At 46.4% G+C, this 19,274-nt stretch carries 15 protein-coding genes; 8 read left to right on the top strand and 7 right to left on the bottom strand.

Annotation, left to right across the window (positions count from 1 at the left end; genetic code table 11):
- Window positions 1-111 precede the first annotated feature (111 nt).
- The 7 genes from AC14M5_RS24050 to AC14M5_RS24020 all read left to right on the top strand — a co-directional run bounded on the left by AC14M5_RS24050 (window position 112) and on the right by AC14M5_RS24020 (window position 8,832).
- Entirely contained in the window at window positions 112-1,221 is a 1,110-nt protein-coding gene (locus AC14M5_RS24050; RefSeq protein ID WP_484032266.1) for a phospholipase D-like domain-containing protein, read from the top strand.
- A 125-nt stretch (window positions 1,222-1,346) separates the two neighbouring features.
- Entirely contained in the window at window positions 1,347-1,964 is a 618-nt protein-coding gene (locus tag AC14M5_RS24045; RefSeq protein ID WP_484032265.1) for a DUF5666 domain-containing protein, read from the top strand.
- A 99-nt stretch (window positions 1,965-2,063) separates the two neighbouring features.
- The gene (locus AC14M5_RS24040) at window positions 2,064-3,548 is read left to right on the top strand and encodes a hypothetical protein (RefSeq protein ID WP_484032264.1); all 1,485 of its coding nucleotides are present in this window, start codon (window positions 2,064-2,066) and stop codon (window positions 3,546-3,548) included.
- A 45-nt stretch (window positions 3,549-3,593) separates the two neighbouring features.
- Complete coding sequence (locus AC14M5_RS24035; protein ID WP_484032263.1) at window positions 3,594-4,157, top strand: sigma-70 family RNA polymerase sigma factor; 564 nt, start codon at window positions 3,594-3,596, stop codon at window positions 4,155-4,157.
- On the top strand, window positions 4,150-5,322 hold the full coding sequence (locus AC14M5_RS24030) for a DUF5667 domain-containing protein (RefSeq protein ID WP_484032262.1): 1,173 nt from the start codon (window positions 4,150-4,152) through the stop codon (window positions 5,320-5,322). Before AC14M5_RS24035 ends, AC14M5_RS24030 begins: the two co-directional genes overlap by 8 nt.
- 191 nt (window positions 5,323-5,513) lie before the next feature.
- Entirely contained in the window at window positions 5,514-8,084 is a 2,571-nt protein-coding gene (locus tag AC14M5_RS24025) for an ATP-binding protein (RefSeq protein ID WP_484032261.1), read from the top strand.
- Window positions 8,085-8,244: 160 nt separating this feature from the next.
- On the top strand, window positions 8,245-8,832 hold the full coding sequence (locus AC14M5_RS24020; protein WP_484032260.1) for a methyltransferase family protein: 588 nt from the start codon (window positions 8,245-8,247) through the stop codon (window positions 8,830-8,832).
- Window positions 8,833-9,034: 202 nt separating this feature from the next.
- Here AC14M5_RS24020 and AC14M5_RS24015 read toward each other — a convergent pair whose 3' ends face one another.
- The 7 genes from AC14M5_RS24015 to AC14M5_RS23985 form a co-directional block, all read right to left on the bottom strand.
- Window positions 9,035-10,288 carry an MDR family MFS transporter gene (locus AC14M5_RS24015; protein ID WP_484032259.1) on the bottom strand — a complete coding sequence of 418 codons (1,254 nt, stop codon included), beginning with the start codon at window positions 10,286-10,288 and terminating at the stop codon, window positions 9,035-9,037.
- Between the two features lie 65 nt (window positions 10,289-10,353).
- Window positions 10,354-10,935: a hypothetical protein gene (locus tag AC14M5_RS24010; protein WP_484032258.1), complete on the bottom strand. Its 582-nt coding sequence runs from the start codon at window positions 10,933-10,935 to the stop codon at window positions 10,354-10,356.
- Window positions 10,936-11,051: 116 nt separating this feature from the next.
- Window positions 11,052-11,429, bottom strand: a complete 378-nt coding sequence (locus tag AC14M5_RS24005) for a hypothetical protein (RefSeq protein WP_484032257.1) — start codon at window positions 11,427-11,429, stop codon at window positions 11,052-11,054.
- Window positions 11,430-11,564: 135 nt separating this feature from the next.
- A complete protein-coding gene (locus AC14M5_RS24000; protein ID WP_484032256.1) occupies window positions 11,565-11,927 on the bottom strand; it encodes a hypothetical protein in 363 nt (120 codons plus the stop codon).
- A gap of 216 nt (window positions 11,928-12,143) precedes the next feature.
- On the bottom strand, window positions 12,144-14,096 hold the full coding sequence (locus AC14M5_RS23995) for a WD40 repeat domain-containing protein (protein WP_484032255.1): 1,953 nt from the start codon (window positions 14,094-14,096) through the stop codon (window positions 12,144-12,146).
- 290 nt (window positions 14,097-14,386) lie between these two features.
- A complete protein-coding gene (locus AC14M5_RS23990) occupies window positions 14,387-14,638 on the bottom strand; it encodes an RNA recognition motif domain-containing protein (protein WP_484032254.1) in 252 nt (83 codons plus the stop codon).
- Window positions 14,639-14,806: 168 nt separating this feature from the next.
- Entirely contained in the window at window positions 14,807-16,024 is a 1,218-nt protein-coding gene (locus AC14M5_RS23985; protein ID WP_484032253.1) for an inner membrane CreD family protein, read from the bottom strand.
- A 388-nt stretch (window positions 16,025-16,412) separates the two neighbouring features.
- Here AC14M5_RS23985 and AC14M5_RS23980 point away from each other — a divergent pair, with 388 nt between their 5' ends.
- Window positions 16,413-19,214 carry a hypothetical protein gene (locus AC14M5_RS23980; protein WP_484032252.1) on the top strand — a complete coding sequence of 934 codons (2,802 nt, stop codon included), beginning with the start codon at window positions 16,413-16,415 and terminating at the stop codon, window positions 19,212-19,214.
- Window positions 19,215-19,274: the final 60 nt, after the last annotated feature.

Raw genomic sequence — 19,274 nt, 5'->3', positions numbered from 1 at the left:
TTAAAATATTGTATTTTGATTATGTATTATCTCAAATATCTTCCGTTTCGGAATGAAACTGCCTAGCAGCCTACTCTCGCATCCACGCTATAATCCCATCGGGAGAATTCCATGAAAAAAATTTCAACTCTGTTCTTTGTGATCTTGATTTTATTAACTGCATGTGACCTGCTGAAGACAACGCCTCAGACTCCGCCGCCAACTGATTCTGTTACCGAACAACCTGCTACCACGCTGATAGATATTCCCCTCGCTTCAGGTTATGGTGTGGATGGTGGATGGTTTGAATTGTATTTTACGAATCCTACTAGTCCACTTGCTTCACAAGAGACTGGCGGCATAGACGGCCCTCTCGCCGCCGCAATTGACTCTGCAAAATTAACTGTGGATGTGGCTGTTTATAGTTTAAGTTTGAATAGCATTCGTAACGCCTTGCTCCGTGCACATGACCGTGGTGTGCAAGTCCGTGTGGTGATGGAGAGTGATAATTTGGATCGCAGTGACCCGCAGATTTTGAAAGATGCGGGCATTCCTATTATAGGTGACCGCCGCGAAGGACTGATGCACAACAAGTTTGCTGTCATCGATAACTCCGAAGTATGGACAGGCTCGACGAACTTCACAGATTCAGGCGCATATGAGGATAACAACCATATGATCCGCATCCGCTCGGTAAAGGTGGCTGAAAATTTCACCAAGGAATTCGAAGAGATGTTTGTTGATGATAAATTCGGTGACAATATCGTCTCCGAAACTCCGAACCCGCGTGTGACGATTGATGAAACACCCATTGATATATATTTCTCACCAGATGACAATGTGCAAGCCAGCTTTGTGGATATTGTCAACACTGCAAAGGAAAGCATTTATTTCATGGCGTTTTCATTCACGGCCGACCCAATTGGCGCAGCAGTCCGTGCCCGCGCAGAAGATGGTGTCACTGTTGCAGGCGTGATGGATACCGAACAGGTCAACTCAAATGTGGGCACGGAGTTTGATCCGTTCAACCAGGCAGGTTTGGATGTATATCGAGATGGGAATGCAGGTCAAATGCACCATAAAGTGATGATCATTGATGAAAGCATTGTTATCTTTGGTTCGTACAATTTCACCGCCAGCGCCGAAACCAGGAACGATGAAACGCTGCTTGTTATTTATAATGAAGCCATTGCCGCCCAATTTATCGCCGAGTTTCAAAGAATATATGCTCAAACGCAGTAGGCGGTCTTGAATCATTTTTCACAATCATAGCTTTTCCCTGAAGGTTCATTGGAGGAAGCCGTAACTTTTTCACCTGTATTGCGACTATTGGATATAACCAATCAAATAATAGAAAAGGTGAAAAAATGAAAAAGATTTCCTATATGTTTTTGGTCGTGATGGCTCTGATCGCCATGTTTATCAGTGCATGTGGCGCTGCCGCTGCTGCACCTTCTACTGGCCTTGGAAAAGGCCAGGCCTCTCTGGTAGAGTTCACAGGTGTGATCGAAGCCATGGATGGTAATCAGTGGACGGTTAACGGGCAGGTGCTCACTGTTGACCCTTCCGTATTGCGCGATGGCCCCTTCAATGTGGGCGATACCGTCAAAGTGGAAGTGGAAGTTCAGGATGATGGCTCCCTTGTCGTAACACGCGTTGAAGCCCCCGAAACTGACGATAATTCCAACGACGATAACAGCAATGATGCCAATTCGAACGATGGCAACATCAACGACGATGATGATGAATGTGACGACGACAGCAACGACAATACAGCAGACGCCAACGATAACGGCGACGACTGTGACGATGATGGCGATGATGGCGATGATGATAGCAATGACAATGGTGATGATGACGATAGCAATGATAACGACAGCGATGACAACAGCAACGATAATGATGATGATAGCAATGATAACGGCGACGACGATGACAATGATGATAACGACAACAGCGATGACAGCAACGACAACGATGATTAAGTATCGTATCGTGAGCTAGTAATTGTCTGGGTCGCCTGGAATTTCTAAAAATTCCAGGCGACCCATCTCTGTGTTGTAGATTTCTTGTGGAAATATTAAATGCCAAAACGCCTGTGGATCCCATCAATATTGCTGCTTCTGTTTTTTTGTGGAATGGCCATTGTCCAATTCGCAACCCCTGACTTGCCCGATAATGACGGCTTTTATCACATCAAATTAGCCTGGTTGATGCGCACAGATAGCCTGAAGCCTGATTTCCCCTGGCTGCCCTTGAGCATCCTGAATGAAGGTGATTTTTATGATCATCACTTTCTCTTTCATGTGGCTTTAATCCCCTTTACATTTGGTGATCTGCGTTTGGGTGCAAAGTGGGCAGCAGTGACTTTTTCCGCTCTTGCCTTCCTAAGCATCTGGTATTTGTTTCACCGCCAGAAAATACCTCTGTCAGGGTTGTGGGCGCTGGCATTGCTGGGCATTTCAGATGCTTTTTTGTTTCGCATGTCCATTACTCGTGCTCAATCCCTGTCTCTGGCTGTCCTGGCCCTGGGCCTCACATGGATTTTGGAGGGAAAGTATAAGAATCTGGCCGTGCTATCTTTCTTTTATGTTTGGATGTACGATGCCTTTCCGTTAATTCTGGCGATTGCCGGGCTGCATTTTCTGGCTGTTTTGTTGATTGAACGCAGGCTGGAGTTTCGTCCGCTTTTATGGGCAGGGATTGGTATCGCATCAGGGTTGATCATTAATCCATATTTCCCTAACAACCTAATATTTACCTATCATCATCTTTTACCCAAATTGCAGGATGCAACTTCTGTGAGCGTTGGCAACGAATGGTTTCCATACGATACGGGTCAATTGTTGGAAAATTCCCTGCCTGCCTTAATCGCATTTGTCAGCGGGGCTTTGGCGTTGGGGTTGGCAGGCCGCAAAATGGATTTGCGCACCGCAAACTCTTTTTTGATCGCCCTGTTGTTTGGGTTGATGCTGTTCAAGGCGCGCAGGTTTGTGGAATACTTCCCGCCTTTTGCATTGATCTTTTCAGCATTTGCATGGGCGCCTCTGATTAGTGTGGAGCGACAGCCTGTTCCATCCACATTGAAATCTTTTGCAATTTTACAAGCTAATTTTTATTCCATTATATTGGTGGCCGCCGTGTCTGTTGGAATTATAAAAACGATCCCTGCAACTCAGGGCCACATCGCCGATTCCAAGCCCTATGATTTATATGAGGGCGCATCCACCTGGTTGATGCAGAATACCCCGCCGGGAGAGCGCGTCTTCCAAACCGATTGGGATGATTTCCCGCGTTTATTTTTCTATAATACACAGAATACTTATCTTGCCGGGCTTGACCCCACATATTTGCAATTGTATGACAGGGATTTGTATGATGTGTGGGTGAAGATCACGCGGGGTGAAGTGAAACAACCATCCCAGGTTATCTTGAAGCGCTTCTCGGCACACTATGTACATACCGATTTAAAGCACACGAACTTTCTACGCGAGGCCAAATATGACCATGGTTTAATCGAGGTCTATCGCGATGAACAAGCGGTCATTTTTGAAGTATTGGAACAGTGATAAGATATATTTGTTGATTTTTGAGTGATGTTTTTTGGGAACCGGGTGTCTGTGAAAACAATGTCTGTGGCGGATGGGAAACAGGAATTAAAGAACCTGCGCGAATTGGACTCACAAGCGATTGGCGCAATATATGACCAGTATTTTTCCGAGGTCTATCGTTATGTATTGTATCGAATTGGAGATCAGACCCTGGCCGAGGATATGGCTAGTGATGTATTTATCCGTTTGCTGGAAGCGATTCAAGACGGGCGTGCTCCTCAGTCCAACCTCAAAGCTTGGCTGATCGGGACAGCTTCTCATGTTGTGATGGATCACATGCGAAAAAAATATCGCCGTCCTGAAGAAGAAATTTCCGAATCACTACCGGACCTGAATCCTGGTCCCGCTTACGAGGTTGATCAACGCGAGCAGAACCGCGCGGTCCAAAGTGCATACTCGCAGTTGACTCCTGAACAACAACATGTGCTTGCCTTGCGTTTTGGACAGGGATATTCTCTCGAGGAAACCGCAACTTTTATGAATAGGAACATCAATGCGGTAAAAGCTCTCCAGTTCCGTGCGCTGGCTGCACTTCAGCGCGAGATTGGCGAGGTGGATTATGAATAATAATATATTTGATGCTTTAGAAATTTGCTTGCAGGAACTTGAAAACGGCGCAGATATGGAAACTGTCCTTGCGCGTTTTCCTGAACATGCAAATGAATTACGCCCCATCTTAAGCGCTTCTGTAAAAGCCAGCAATATGTCTGCTCCTGAACCTTCCGCGGATGCCGTTCGCCGCGGACGAGCTAAACTCATGCAGCGAGCCGCCGAAATGCGTGAGTCTAAGGTTATGCCTCGTAAACGGGTAATTCCTGCTTTTCAAAGAATGGCTCTTTCATTTACATTAGCTGCTTTGCTGCTACTAAGTGGCACGGGCTTGCTCAACGCCTCGGCCTCTGCGTTGCCGGGAGAGAGCTTGTATCCGGTCAAGCGCTCGTGGGAGGGCCTGCGCCTGCTTCTGATCTTTAATCAAGAAGCGCGAAACCTTTTGGAAGATGAACTTGAGTATGAACGATTGCATGAAGTAAATGAATTGCTTATTGAAGACCGCCATGAGACCATACAATTTGCGGGCGTCTTCATGCAAGTAAATAGCATGGACTATGTTTCCGGCATCCAGGTCATTCTTCCTTCTGGCATCCAATTGCCCGCTAATGGTGCGGCAGTGATCTTGACCGGGCAGACCAACTCCCAGGGTGTGGTTGAAGTCATAACCCTTGAGCTACTTCCAGATGGGTCGGTTGTGCCGGTGGGAAACCCCGTCGAGGTGGAATTGGAATCGGAAACTGAATCAGGTTCGGGGTCCAGTAATGAGGCGCCTGATGAATCCAGCCCCCGCTATTATGCTATGGAAGGAACACTTGAAGCCATCTCAATCAACACTCTGGTTATCAATGACCTCACGGTTTATCTGAATAATGCGCGGGTTGACGGTGAGCTTTGTATTGGCCTTCGTGTGGAAGTCAAAGGATATTTTGCCGAAGACGGCAGGTTTATTGTGACAGAAGTGGAATCGGAAGGTTCATGTTCAACTGACAGCGGCGGCGGTGGAAATGATGATTCCAATTCAAACTCCGAAGACGATTCAGATTCGAATGAGAATTCGAGCAACAGCAATGAAGAAAATGATAATAATGATAATGGTGAAGATAACGGAAATGATGACCATAGTGGCAGCAATGATGGCGACGATGGCGGAGACGACAGTAACGATAGCAATGATCATTAACGATAAAAACTGCGAGGCGGCCCCTCGCAGTTTTTATTTCCATCAAATTTAATTTGCCTTTTGGAACAAAATCGATTAAATTAGCAGGATAGCACGCACGTTCTAAACATAGACTTCGGAAGTCTTTTCGGAGATTGCCCGATTTATGTTTGATATAGAGACTTCCGAAGTCTTAACTCAGGAGAGATCACATGCCCGAATCAAATTTTTATCTTGGACGCCTGCTCGATTCGAAGAACGCAAAAGTTACAGCCGATCGGCTTGAGTATGATCCTGCAAATTTAACCACACACGCTGTTGTTACTGGTATGACTGGCTCTGGAAAGACGGGCCTGTGTGTAGCTCTTTTGGAAGAAGCCGCTTTGCAGGGTGTGCCTGCCATCATCATCGACCCAAAGGGTGATTTGACTAACTTACTTTTACATTTCCCTGAACTCCTCCCTCAGGATTTTGAGCCGTGGATCGACCCTGAAATGGCGCGACGCGCAAAGAAAACTGTAGAGGAAGCCGCAGATGAAGCCTCCATTGCATGGCACAATGGCCTCCGGGAGTGGGGTATGGATGAAAACCGCGTGCTTGCACTAAAGAACGCTGCACAATTTGCAATCTTTACGCCGGGCTCCGATGCCGGCATTCCCGTCAGTGTAGTCTCCTCACTTGCCGCACCAGATTTGGATTGGGAAAGCAACCGCGAGATTCTGCGTGAGCGAATCTCAAGTACGGTTACAGCTCTATTGGGACTGGTCGGCCTGACCGATCTTGACCCGATCCGCTCGCGTGAACATATCCTGCTTTCAAACATCTTCGAAGACCATTGGAGCAAGGGGCGCGATGTTGAACTCACAGAGTTGATCCTGCAAACTCAAACGCCGCCATTCGATAAACTTGGCGCATTTCCTGTGGACACATTCTTCCCGCCCAAAGACCGCATGGAGCTCGCCATGGTCTTGAACAACATCCTGGCTGCGCCTGCCTTTGAAACCTGGCGCGAAGGCCAGCCGCTTGATATTCAATCCCTACTTTTCACGGACGATGGCCGTCCGCGCCACAGCATTTTTTACCTCGCCCATCTTTCGGATGGTGAGCGCATGTTCTTTGTCACTTTGCTTCTCTCAGCCGTTGAAACCTGGATGCGCACCCAGGGTGGTTCATCTTCATTGCGTGCACTCCTTTACATGGATGAAATATTTGGCTATCTTCCGCCCACCGCGGTTCCGCCATCCAAAGGGCCGCTGCTGCGCATGTTGAAGCAGGCGCGCGCCTTTGGCCTCGGCCTTTTGCTCGCCACCCAAAACCCAGTCGATATCGATTACAAAGCCCTCTCCAATGCAGGCACATGGTTCATCGGAAAACTGCAAACCGAGCGCGATAAGAATCGCCTGCTGGATGGTCTCGAAAGCCTGACTGGCGGCATCCCCCGCGCCTCAATGGACAAACTTATTTCCTCGCTCGGCAAGCGCGTCTTTATTATGAACAATGTCCACGAAAAGGTGCCTGTAATTTTCCAAACCCGTTGGGTGATGAATTTTCTCGCAGGACCGATCACACGCAATAAGATTCGCGACCTCAACGAGCTTGCCAATGCCGATACAACGCTGCAATCCGCGCCCGTAGCTGCCTCTGCTCCGAAGCGCGAATCCAAGCCTCGGCCTTCGGTTGAAACCCTACAACCTGTTTCGATCCCAATTTCATCACAACCAATATCTCCCCCCATTGCAGAAACCAATCGCAAATCACAAATCGTAAATCAAAAATCTGATGGTAGCTTGACAAAGCCTCCTCTTCCCGCTGGCATTCGCGAATATTATCTTCCTCAAAATTACAGCCTGCCCGAGGCATTCCAATCTGCAGGGCGTGCCGTGACCAACCAAGCCATGATCCAAGGGGTGATGTATCGCCCTACATTGCTGGCTGCTGCACAGATCCGCATCCTTGACCGAAAATATGGCGTGGACACGGAGATCACCCGCGCTGCCCTCGTGGATTCATTGGATCGGCGTGGCATTGTCCGCTGGGATGAGTTTTCATATAGCGGGCCCTCGCTCGACAAAGTGGGGACCATGCCAGCACCTTCTGCTCGTTACAGCGGCATCGACTCTCCTTTGAATGACTCGAAATTAATGACCGCCCTGCAAAAGGACTTCACCGATTGGGTATTCCGTAATTCATCTGTTAGCGCACGCGCAAACCTGGCCCTCAAAGTTTTTGGCGGACCAGACGTCAGCCAGGCGGAATTTATGAAGGCCTGCGCCGATACGGCCCGCGATGCGCGTGATGCGGAAATATCCAAGAAGACAACCGCCATTGATAAGAAGATCAAAACGATGGAAGATAAACTCGCGCGTGAAGAACGCGAACTTCGTGAAGATGAAACCGACCTCCAGCATCGCAAAATGGAAGAGATGGGCACTCATGCCGAGAATGTGTTGGGCTTGTTTGCAGGCAGCCGCAGTACGCGCAGGTTGTCATCATCGCTATCCAAGCGACGCCAGACCGAAAATGCCAAAGAGGATGTGCAGGAATCGATTGATGTGATTGCACAACTGAAAAAAGATCTCGCTGATCTGATGCGTGAACGTGAAGAAATAAATGCTGAGATCAATGAACGCTGGGGAGCAGTGGTCAACCAAACGAGTGAAGTGAGTATCAACCCGAAGAAGACGGATATTCACGTCAATCTCTTCGGTGTGGCATGGAAGCCATTCTACATCGTGCAATCTGGGGATGAGACCTTGGAGCTGCCTGCTTTTGGTGCTGAGTAAACTAAGACCTGATAGGTTTCATGGCGCAAGAACGGATTAGAAATTCTGCGAATCACAATCTCCTTGTTTGACCAGACATCTGCGGAAACCTGTCAGGTCTGCCTGATGTAACATAATGACGACCTCAGGTCGTCATTATGTTTAAAGGGATATAACCATCATGAGCATTTTCATTCTTCTGCTGGCGCTTGCAATTTGGGGCGTTGTACATTCCTTCCTCGCCTCTCATTTGGCAAAGGATCTATTCCGCTTGAAATTAGGCGGGAGCGATCTTTATCGCCTGGCTTACAACATATTTGCTGGCATCAGCTTTCTCCCCATTATTTACCTGGTCACCACCTTGCCAGACCAGCCTGTGTATCAAGTCTCCGCGCCGTGGAGTTACCTGATGTTGGGCGGACAGGTGCTTGCGGTGCTGCTGCTGTTTATGGCATTCCTACAAACGGACGGGCTTTCTTTCATGGGCATCCGTCAATTGTTTGAACAGGAGAAAAGAGGCGCACTTGTCACTAGCGGGTTATACCGTGTGGTACGCCATCCGCTGTACACGCTCAGTTTGTTATTCATCTGGCTTTCACCCAGCGTTTCGCAAAATTCCCTGGTGTTTTACATCGGCACAACTCTCTATGTTTTGATCGGCGCATATTTTGAAGAACGCAAGCTCCTGCGTGATTTTGGTGAATCGTATGCAGAGTATAAGCGCAAGACGCCGATGTTAATTCCAGGGCTGGTGTTCGGAAGGAAATAGAAAACATGACTTACCCCGAAATTAATCTTTCGTGGGTGAGTTTGTTTTTAAGAGCAAAAAGGACGCTGATTAACGCGGAAAACGCGGATTCTTTTTTGAATCTGCGTTCATCAGCGCTCGTCCGCGTCCCGTATTAAATTTGGGGTTAATTATGTTTTCTTACTGTTAATTGAGTGAAGAACATCAGCGAGGCGAATGCCTTTTATGCAGGAGCAGGCTGCTCGTCGGAGGAAGAGGCGACAATGAAGCGTTCCTGCCTGCCGAGGCGCAGGTGCAGAGTCCAATAGCCGAAGGCGGAGACGGCGCATAAAGTCCCGCCGATGTACCAGAGCAGGTTGGGGTTGAAGTTGTCGAGCACAAGGCCCGCCAGCATGGGCGCAAAAGTGGAGGGGAGCAGCCACGTTAGCCCGAAGATTGCCATGTAACGCCCGCGCATTTCTTCGGGGGCGAAGTTGGCGGCGATGGTCTGGCTGGTGGGCATGATCAACATCTCGCCGATGGTGATGACTACGATGGCCGACATGAACAACCAATATACAGATACGAAGCCGAACATGCTGAAACCGATCATATAGAACAATGTGCCGAGCGCCATGATGAGAAATGGCGGGCGATGTTTGATGATGCGCGTGACACTGAATTGGAAGAGGATGACTGTGATGGCGCTGGTGGTCATCAGGAAGCCGTAGCCCTGCGGATCGATGTTGTGATTGTCGCGCAGGAATACGGAAAGCGAGTTATACATTTGCTGATAGACTGCGCCCATCAGAATGGCGGCGACGATAAAAGCCATGAAGGCAAAGTCTTTGAGCACGATGCGATATCCCATTAAGGTATTCCAGACTGATTCGTGTTTTGTGTCTGCGTGTGCGGCTGGTTTTGTTTCAGGCATATACCAATAGAAGATCATCGCTACGATACAACTTACAATGGCGTCGATGATGAATAAAAGCATGAAGGAGCGGTTGGCGAGGAACCCGCCAATGGTGGGACCGATGATCCATGCCAAATTGCGGACGACTCGCAAAAGACCAAAACCCTCCTGCCTTTGTTTTTCAGAGAGGATATCTGCCATCATGGCCTGGTGCGCTGGGCCAGAGACATCCGAGAGTAGACCGATGAAGGCAGCTAGTGGGAATAAAACTGCCAGCGAGTTGACCATCCCAAGTGTCAGTGTGCTGAGTGCGCTGAACACCAAACCGAAGAGGATCAACTTTCGCCGTCCGAATTTGTCGGTCAGTGCGCCACCGATCATGTTGCCAACGATGCCGAAGATCGAAAACATAGCCAGCACCATGCCAGCCTGAGTCATGCCGACATTGAATTTATCGGTGATGTAAAGCGAGAAGAAGGGGAAGAGCAGCGTGCCGCCTATACTGTCAATGAAGAAGGTCAGGACAATGATCCAGAAGCGGGGAGGGAACTCGTGATAAAGTTTGTTAAGTCGTGTGAACATGGGAGCCTTTCTGCAAGGCTTTGATTATAGAACGTATGTTTTATTTGTCAAGCAGAATTTGGGGTTTACGGGATCACTTCCATGCTTGTAATTTCATAGGTTGAACCGACAGTCATCGGATGAAGGGCATAATCGATTCTGTTCTTGTATTTCCCATCCACGAGCACGCCGTTGACAAAGGCAAAACTTGGAGTCTTCGACTCTGCGGCATCGCAATCAAATTGCTGCGAAAAAGGCGGACCATCTTTTGGGTTTGCCAGCAGTATCACAGTGAGGCTGCCGTCTGTGTTTTGTTGGATCCTGCCCATCAGTTCGGCAGTCCAGATAATGGGCTCTGTGGCCCAAAGGAGATGACAGGGTTCATAACCTTCTTCGCTGTATTGAAATTCATAGGCTTCCGTGTAGGTGATATGTGCCACGCCTTTCATGGAATTGTCGGCTTGTGAAGTGGCAGTAAATTTCACAACCGTGTCGATCTTATCGCTTGTAAAAACGGCTGCATCTGCACCGCGGATCTCACGATGATATTCATATGTCCCATTGATTGTGACTGGCTCTGCCGTGGTGGCTTTTTCTGAGGGCAGCGCACAGCCAAAGAGAAGGAACGTGCCTATCAGATAAAAACCAGGGATAACCTTACACTTCATTGCGCCTCCAGTTGACAAAGAAAAGGGGTAACAATGAATATCTTAAATTCCTATTGGATCATTTTCAATAGGATAAAAGAACCCCGCTTCATGGCGGGGTTCTTTTTGAAACTTGCTTACTTCAATCGTGCAAACAGGATCCACATCAGTTGAATGATGATCCAGCCGATCATCGCGTAGACTACGATGGCGATCAGCGAGAAGAATTCGATTGTGATACCTTCGAAGCTCGGGGTGCGGGTCAGGTCCTGAAACATCCATATGAAAGGCTGTGTGAGGAAGTAGACCAAACTGGCGAACGGATTCAGGGGATTGGCTGCCATCAGCTTGAGCAGAAAGCGTAACCCGATCAATCCGTCCAATACCCCGAAAGCCAACTGGATCAATCCAGTGAGGCGGCGCAGGGTTTCCTCGTTGATGGTGAACACGCGAATGCCTGTTCCTGTTGGACGACCTGTTGTCCGCATGGGGTCTGTGTTATTGAGCTGGCTCATGTTATCTCCTTTCTTCAAACAGAACCAAACTTGTGGCAATTGTCACTCCGCCTAATTAATTCTCGCCTTTGAAAATGAAAGTCAAATTAAAAGATGGGCAATTTATAGGAAGAAATAGGTAATTTGGGTGAGGAGCTAGGGTTGTTTCTCGCTGGGCTCCATCCCCAACACAGAGGTTAATCCTTGTATGAACAGACTGCCCCCGAACAACAGAACCGTGTTCTTTATGTTTCCACTGATGATCGACCAGTGAATCCCCCAGGCCAAAATGGACATACCTACGATGATGATGAATAATCCGCTTAACAACATGCGGCTCTGACTGATGGGTTGGATGCCATCTTTGAAAGTCAGAATGCCAAAATAAATCGCGATGATTCCCATGCCTGTCTTAAAGGTGACCCATCCCAAAGCCTCGCCCGCAGACACGCAAGAAAGGATCAACAGCCCGCCTCCTAATGAGTTGATAAAAGCCAAAAGGATCGAAATGACTTTCATAACAGCGCCTCCTTTGTCCTTGCTTCAAGGATACAAAGGAGGCGCTTGCAAATTCTATTGAGAGTCTGTCAAATGCTGTAGGAAGATTTCAGAATTGCAATCCTAAGAAATTGTCTGAAAAGTAGGGACACAGCGAGTCAATTCAAGATTTTGGACGTAAGTCGTTTCGCTGTGTCCCTACAAATCCATATCTAAAGTTGAGATTTCAGACAGCCTCTAAGGTGAAATGCCCCATAAACGCAGGATGCCGTCCTCACAGCCCATTGCCACAAGCGTTCCATCAGGTGAAATTGTAAGGCTATTGGCAAGGCCCTTGACCTTAAGTGACCCAAGGGATGTTCCGCTTGAAACACGCCAGAAGCGGACTGTGCCATCGGAGGAACCTGAGAACAGAATTTCACCATCTGCTGTCATCACCAGACTCTGGATCGCCCCGGTGTGACCTCCCAGGATCTGTTGAACGATTCCGTTGTTGGCATCCCAAAGATACACGTTGCCATCCGCTGAACCAGATGCCAAAAGTAATTGTTGAGGGGAGAAGAAAAGGCTTGGAACGCTGGTGGTATGCCCTTCCAGGGCTTTGATCAGGATTCCGTCAGGCATATGCCATAATCGAATTGTATGATCGGCAGAGGCCGAGGCGAGCATGGTCCAATCTGGTGAAAATGCCAGGCTCAGAACGCTGTCTGTATGTCCGCTCAACGTGGCTAGTCGATGCCCATCGGATGCCTGCGATATACGAATGGTTTGGTCAGCTGACCCCGTTACGAGCAGCGTTCCATCTGGAGAAAATGCGACTGTTAGTACACTATCCGTATGACCACCTGCGGAGCGCACCTGGCTGCCATCGGCAACATTCCAAAGGATGGTTTGGGTATCGTCAGATACAGAGGCGAGCAGCGATCCGTCCGGGGAGAAAGCAATATCACGGACTGGGCCATCATGCCCCCACAGAGTCTGTGCCAGGTTTCCGTTCGCCACTTCCCAGATGCGGATCGAATTATCGAACATCGCCGCAGCTATTTTTGTTCCATCAGGCGAAAAGTTAACGCCTGTGATCGGGCTGGAGAATCCGCTAATCGTATACACGGATACAGCCTCGGGCACCTGCCAGACTCGGAGGGTTCCATCAAAAGATCCAGAATAGAGCCGCGTCCCATCCGGCGAAAACGCAACATTGTTAACTCCGCTGGTATGCTCCTCCAGGCTCCCTACAAAGCTTCCATCGCGGGCACGCCTAAGCCAGATCGTACTGTCATTGGTCGCGACGGCAAGCAGAGGCTCTGTCTCATCGCTTGAGAATGCGATGCCGAGCACAGCCGGCCCAAGGGCTGGAACAGAACGGAGCAGCCTCCCATCAGCCACCTGCCAGACTTGTGTCGCGCCATCCAGTGAGCCGATCCCGAGCAGACTCCCATCCGCTGAGAGGGCCGCCGTATTGAGCGACTTCGTACTCACAGTGATGGTTTGGCTGAGAATTCCAATGCCGAACTTCCAGAATTTGACAGTTCGGTCTGCAGAAGCGGAGATCAGCGTTTCACCATCAGGAGCGAAGATCAGGCTTTGGATGCGCGCGCTCTGCCCGGCAAGGGTGCGTAAGGCTTGGGTTTCGAGATCGAATACGAATACATTTCCATCTTCAGCGCCTGCGGCCAGCAACTTCCCGTTTTGAGAAAAGGCCAGGCTGGCAACTGAACTGGGTGATCCACTCGCTTTATTTTTTAATGAGCCATCAGACACCTGCTTAATCTGAATCGACCCATCCAAAGAGCCGAATGCCAGCAATTGTCCATCAGGCGATAAGGCAATGCTATTCAGCCAATCTTCCGCTTCGATAAACCCTGTCTCAGTGAATGATTGAGAGTCATACACATGGACTCCCAACGGAGTAGCCACAGCCAGCAGGCTTCCATCTGCACTCGCCTCAATCTTGACGATGGTCCCGTTGCCCCATCCTGCAAGCTGGGTGAGGCGGCTGACGTTTTCAACTGTGATCGCTGTGTTTGGGATGGGAATCGGAGTCCCTGCCATTGCAGCAGGAATCGGGGTTGGTGTGGATGTAGGTATTACAAATGTAGGCGGCACGAATGTTGGTGCTGGAGCGGGAGGCGGTGCGCAGGATGTCAATAAGATTAGGAACGACAGGAGGATACATGCTCGGCTTTTCATGCTTGATTCCTTTCCCTTGCTCAATTAATTGTATGAACGAATGAATTGAATACCTGCCTATTGCCAAGTCTCTTTACTGCTAAAGATATTACATCTCCATGAATTTGATGAATAAATTTAATTTAGTATAGCACACGCCAAATAAAAAAAACCTTGCTATGATATGAGAGATATACTGATCTATGTGATGAACGGAATGCTGAGCGGATATTGGATCGGCTAGTCTGAATAGAAAACCCCTCGTTCCTTTTGGAGCGAGGGGTTTGTCATGCTGTATTTATTGTATGAGCTTAGACTTTGGGCTTGGCAACATTGACCTTGAGTGCATTGTCAGCGAGGGAATAAGCATTGAACATGCTGATCGCCTTGTCTGCATCGGCCTGCTCGGGCATGGAGACAAATGCGAAGCCCTTTGAGAGGCCAGTGCCCTTGTCCATGACCAGTTCCACCGAAGAGACGGTTCCAGCGGTTGCGAATAGGGTGTTGATTTCGTCCTGTGTGGTGGACTTGTTGATGTTGCCTACGTAAATTCGAATATCCATTTTATTAACTTCCTTCTTCCAGCTCGGCTGGATAATAAAAAATGACCGCAACCCTTAATAAGAGGGTCAGCGGTCAAGGTACAACAGAGAGATCCAATTTATTACTCTTTCAGTGTAACACGTATTGGGTCCGCAGACGGGGCAATAAGTTTTTCACTTGAGAGAAGCTTAATCCGCTGCCTGGCTCTTCGATTCCTTTTTGCGAAAGATTTCCGTCCAATCAACTTTCGCGGTTAGTTGCATCATGATCGCCAGCGTCAGGATGGCGCTAACGGTGATGACCAGACCTGTATAGCCTTCAAAGAAAAAGGCGTACGAGAACAGCACCAGGAACACCAATTGAGCAACACTGACCCAAATGGCAAAACGACTTCCGGCCGACCGATATAAATAGGTGAACACGAGCGCCATGGATACAAGCGCCGCGATGATGAAGGATAACTCGATCAATAGATGATCCACCAGATAGGCAAATAGAATGTGGAACGCAAAGAAGCTGGCACCGAGGAAGAAATAATGCATCGGATGTAGGTTCCTGTCTCTTACAGCTCCCAGCACGATAAGTGTCGTAAAAAAGAACAGCAACGAAACAGGCGCAAAGTAACTCATCCGACTGGCGAGCGGACCCGGGTTTAGTTTGCTGGGCATCTGTACGCCGATGTCGAAATCAGAGACCAGATTGTTAAATGCCCATTCCAGCGTCCAACCCTTATCCGTGGGTGTCTTGGTGGAGGCGGAGATGCTCTGTTCCGGGAAATCGTATTCAGTGAAGTCTGTGACCGCCTTGAGGGAGAAGTTCTTCACGGTGGTGATTCCATCGGAGAAACTATAGAGCCAGCTATCCAAGCCACGTGACTTGTAGGCAATATGGATGGGTATTTCACCTCCCGCAGGGACGTTGACCACCGCTTTAATGCCATCGTAGGCGTTGTCTTCGTTGGGAGTTACATTCACCTTGTCAACGCGGAATTCAAAGCCATCGTAGATGGTGCTGGATGCCGGGAAATAGAACGTTACCGTTCCTTCGGCGCGCTGATTGAGCGGATTCTTGAAAAGATAGACTGCATCGAAATCCACATCATAGGTGGAATACCACAGCAGTCCCTTACGGCGATGCTCAAGCTGAAAAGCCACCTGAATATCGCTCGATTCCAATTCGACAGGAGTAATGACTTCTCTCTCTTTATCCCCATCCTTTTCGATCGTTTTCAGTGTAACGGTTGGGGCCTTCTGATAGTGCTCTGAACCCCACAAGTCTTCCACCTGCCGGTTGAGTTGAGCGTAGCCTGAATCCGTCCGCACCATGATGCTTGTGCCGAGGATGCCCCAGGCAATCGTGACGCAGACGAATATGAAGATAATCCCTATTAATCGCCAGACGGTCATTGTAGTATCTCCTTTTGCTCTATATCAATCCTACCCATAATTGTATCGCGAACTGCCTTGGTGTATCTCTCTCCCCCCCATCACGTTGAGGATAGACAAAGTCCGCACTTTGGAATTTGGAGGACATCGTACCCGAACGGAGCGAGAGGTAGGACGGGTGGGGGTAGTCTGCTACATTGAGACGAAGAGTGATGTAGACCATGTGAGTTTGTCCTTTCGATATTTTGCGCTGGTAAATGAAGACAGAAGATTTATTCAGTATTTCAGTAAGGTGGACAGGATAAATACTTCATAAAAACAAAAGTTTGAAATATATAAAGACTTATTATTCGTATAGGAGAAAAAGAGTACAATATAATTAATGTACAAAATATAGGGATAATGGTTTTTGGGTGAAAAAATGAGAAGTGAAGAGAAAATCAAAGTATTCATCAGCTCGAAATGCGGCGGCGAGAGAATAAATTTCGACGAGTTAGTCAAAACAGAATCAAGTGACAAAAAAACTGTCGCAGATAAAGCTGTTACGACTAATTATGACCTCGTGCGAAGAGCCCTAAAGATTGCCCTTGAAAACACAGGATTTATTGAAACTTATACTTTTGAAGATGATGCAGCATCAACATCATCATCGAGGGATGACTATCTCTTCAAGCTAGACCAAAGCGATGTTTGTTTGTTTCTAATTGACAATTTTGACAAGGAGATATCGTCAGGTGTTCTGCTCGAAGTTGAACGAGCAAAGCAGACTAACAAGAAATCAATCTATCTATTTCTTAAAGATCGAAATCGTGAAGCAACAAGCATTCAAAAAAACCTTAAAGGTTCAGATGGAAGACATTACAATGACATATACGATATTAGAGAGTTTATTGATGCTGGTTATAAAGCGGTAATAACTGACATACTAGAGACATATCAAAAATATTGTAGAGGATATCTCAGCGAAAACAAAACAGAAGCATCCTCCATAGAAATAACCGCAGAGAGTTTTCCTGTAGATACAGGTGATATCGATAAACAAATATTCAAAAACTTAGGATTAACAAGAAATAAAATTGTTAGTTTAGTCCATCGAACAGATGAAAAAAATGCTCAAACATCCGATTTAGATAAACTATGCTTAGATGTTGTAGAGTTTCTTCTTGGCGAAAAGAAATTTAAAGATATTAATCTTGAAACTTTATTGAAAACACTTAGTGCGATTCAATCGCCCAAATTGCATGAACTGGTTAGCCGGAGGTGGGATGTGATAGCAAGTTTTTATAATGGGGATATAGAAAACGCACTATCCATTAACGAAGCAGTCTACAACGCCTCCCCCAAAGATGGGTCAATTCCAAATTGGTTGCTAAATGATATTCTAATAGATTGGCATAATCTAAAAACCACCGACGACCAAATTAAGAATGTTTACAGCTTTTCTATTCAAGAAAAAATCAATCAGCAAAATTCATTAATATTCTTCCCTCTGACTGACAGGTTTAGCACAAACATAAACGATGATATTTGGGATAGAAATTTCAAGGCAATAACAAGTTCTCCATATTCAACCACATACTACAATTTGGAGCATCTTTTTGGTTACATTACAAATTATTTATTTGCCGCGATCTATTATGGATCATATACACACATTGTACTTACACTGAAGGAAATTCAGAAGGCGCTATTTCATTTAGTGCAACAAGAAAACAATCTGCTGCACAAAATTCAGTTAATGAGGATCAGCGTATTATTCGGCGATGAATCGGGTTTTAATAATATCGCAAGTAAATATGGGTCTTCGTTGTCTCGTGGCACAACAAGAGAAATTCTTGAGTTGTATGAGCTTGCCAACACAAAGCCATTGCAGTATGAACAAACAAAATGGAAAATTATTTTATTTAGGGAGTTTGGGTATTATTTTTCGGATACCGATTATGAAATTGTTTCAAATGAGCTGCTTGGATTTTCGCGTGAGTGGATACGAGAAGATAATACGAATATCTTCTTAGGTGAAAATCTATTTAAAGCTCTAAAATCTAACATTAGGAGGCTTTCACAAGAAACAATTATTGTCTTCTCAATAGAAATTCTAGACAAAAAATATTTTCGATTTTTTGATTCGATTTTTGAAATATTATCAGATTTAGATTTTTCAAAACTATCAAAAGAACTTACCAAAAGATTGTTATCGCAAATTGAAGCCGTGCTAGGCAACGAGGACAAAAAGCGGGATTACCAGCATGTAGAGAATCTTCTTATTAAGATGAGAAAAGGACAAGATAATTTCAACACTGAAATAGATGAAACTGTAAAGAAGTTTTACCCCGAGTTTTATGAAAAAGATTACAACTTGGAAATTTTTCCAGAAAAACGAGATACGCATATTCAACGATATATCAATAACATCAAAGTTAGAAATGAAACACAAGGTAAAGATGGTAGATTTATTGGTTTTGTAGATCGTCCATATTACACAATAAGAAGGATCATCGAACTTGAAAAACCATCACTTTCAGAAGAACTTCTTAATGATTTGCTCGAAACAATTTTGAACACCCTGCGTCTTGAAACGCAAACTCACTCAGAGAAAATCGATGCAATTGAATTAATGATGACTCTGAAGAGGCAGGAGTTATCCTATAGTTACAATTGGGACAATTACTACGCAAAACTTGAGCAGCACTTTTCCGAAATAGAAAAAGGGTACTCTGGATTCTTTATGAGAGACGAGACGCTTTCATTGCGGTTATACCTAATATTTATCCGAATAGCCTTTAATATAGATTGCCTGCAAGAACTTCTAGAGATATTGGCTTTACTTAACAGCAGTGAGGAATATGAAATAATATCTTCCCTAATCGCTCTAAAAGATTTCCTGAGCTTTGAAGTAAATAACCTGGTTGAAAAACCTGTAATGCCTATATTAGTTCAATACATATCGGCTTTTTGTTTCCATGAAAGTCATGATGTTAGATATCATACAGTGCAATCTCTATACCTGTTGATAGAATCGCGATATGCAGATTTTGTAGTTAATAGGTTATCAAAAATGATGGACGATGATGATTATAAGGTTAGGTGGGCTGTACTACATCAAGTGTCTATGATAAAGAAAATTAATGAACTTACTTATAACTATATAATTGGAAAGGCAAAAATTGACAATAATTACTTAGTTAGAAGAGTGGTGGAAAATCATGCCTAATGTACCCTCAGTGTCTTAGGCAAATTCGTGCGCAAATCAGGATCAAACAATAATCTGTTT

This window comes from Candidatus Villigracilis sp., assembly GCF_057083605.1.
The sequence above is the reverse complement of the archived record's forward strand: the minus strand, read 5'-3'. Positions and strand labels throughout refer to the sequence as shown.